Origin of the sequence: Ramlibacter sp. AN1133, from assembly GCF_037890035.1 — a bacterium.
Taxonomy (GTDB): domain Bacteria; phylum Pseudomonadota; class Gammaproteobacteria; order Burkholderiales; family Burkholderiaceae_C; genus Ramlibacter.
Window position 1 is genome coordinate 1 of the sequence record NZ_JBBKTQ010000052.1, and the last position, 1,134, is coordinate 1,134.

Genomic DNA, 1,134 nt, shown 5'->3' on the forward strand with positions numbered 1-1,134 from the left:
GGCGATGTACGGCGAGCCGGGGTGAAGCGTCGCGTAATCCTGGTGGTACGCCTCGGCCGGATAGAAGCCGGTGAGCGGGCGGACTTCGGTCACGATCCTGGCAGGGAATACCTTGGCCGCATTCAGCTGCGCGATGTAGCTTTCGGTCACCCGTTTCTGTTCGGCGTCCCGGTAGAACACCGCGGAGCGGTACTGCGGACCGGCGTCTGGCCCCTGCCGATTCAGCGTGGTGGGGTCGTGCGCCACCGAAAAGTAGACCTGCAGCAGGGTCCCGAAGGAAACCTGTCCCGGGTCATACGTCACCTGGACGGACTCGGCGTGCCCGGTTCGGCCGGAGCCCACCTGCTCGTAGTGGGCGCTGCTCTTGTCGCCCCCGGCGTACCCCGACACGGCGTTGAGGACGCCCCTGGTGTGCTGGAACACGGCTTGCACGCCCCAGAAACAACCGCCGGCAAAGACGGCCGTTTCGGTGCCCGCCATGCCGTGCAAGTCCTGGGTTGGTGGCGGGAGCTTCACCGCCTTGTCGGCGGCCCATCCGCTGTCCACGAGGCTCCAGCAGGCAAGCGCCAGGGCCGCAACCGCAATCAGGATCCTGTTCATCTCTTCCCCCTGCAGCACAGGTCCACGCGACACCCGCGCAGACCGTCACGTCGAAGGGCTGCGGCGCCTCGCGGCATACCGGCCCCTGCACCCTTATAGCGCGAATGCGACCGCGGTGTGGAGCTACCCTTGCGGCACGAAGCGCAGTGCCACGCCGTTGTTGCAGTAGCGTTTCCCGGTGGGCGGCGGGCCGTCCCCGAACACATGGCCCTGGTGGCCGCCGCAGCGCGCGCAGTGGTATTCGGTACGGGGAATGATCAGCAGGAAATCGCGTCGGGTGTCCACGGCGTCCGGCAGGGCCGCGAAGAAACTGGGCCAGCCGGTGCCGCTTTCGAACTTGGTGGCAGACGAGAACAGCGCCAGGTCGCATCCGGCGCACAGATAGATGCCGGCCCGCTTCTCGACGTTCAGCGGGCTGCTGCGGGCTCGCTCCGTGCCGGCGCGGCGCAGGACGTCGTACTGCTCCCCGGTGAGGCGCTGCTTCCACTCGCCCTCGCTCAGCGCCAGCGGCTCGGGCCGGGCAGCCGATGCGGC

Annotated in this window: 2 protein-coding genes; both read right to left on the minus strand. The window is 68.3% G+C overall.

The window, feature by feature from the left end; all coding sequences use genetic code 11:
* A partial coding sequence (gene msrA / locus WG923_RS30295) for a peptide-methionine (S)-S-oxide reductase MsrA (protein ID WP_340354767.1) occupies positions 1–600 on the minus strand: 600 nt, incomplete at its 3' end.
* 123 nt (positions 601–723) lie between these two features.
* On the minus strand, positions 724–1,134 hold a 411-nt coding region (gene msrB, locus WG923_RS30300), incomplete at its 5' end, for a peptide-methionine (R)-S-oxide reductase MsrB (RefSeq protein WP_340354768.1).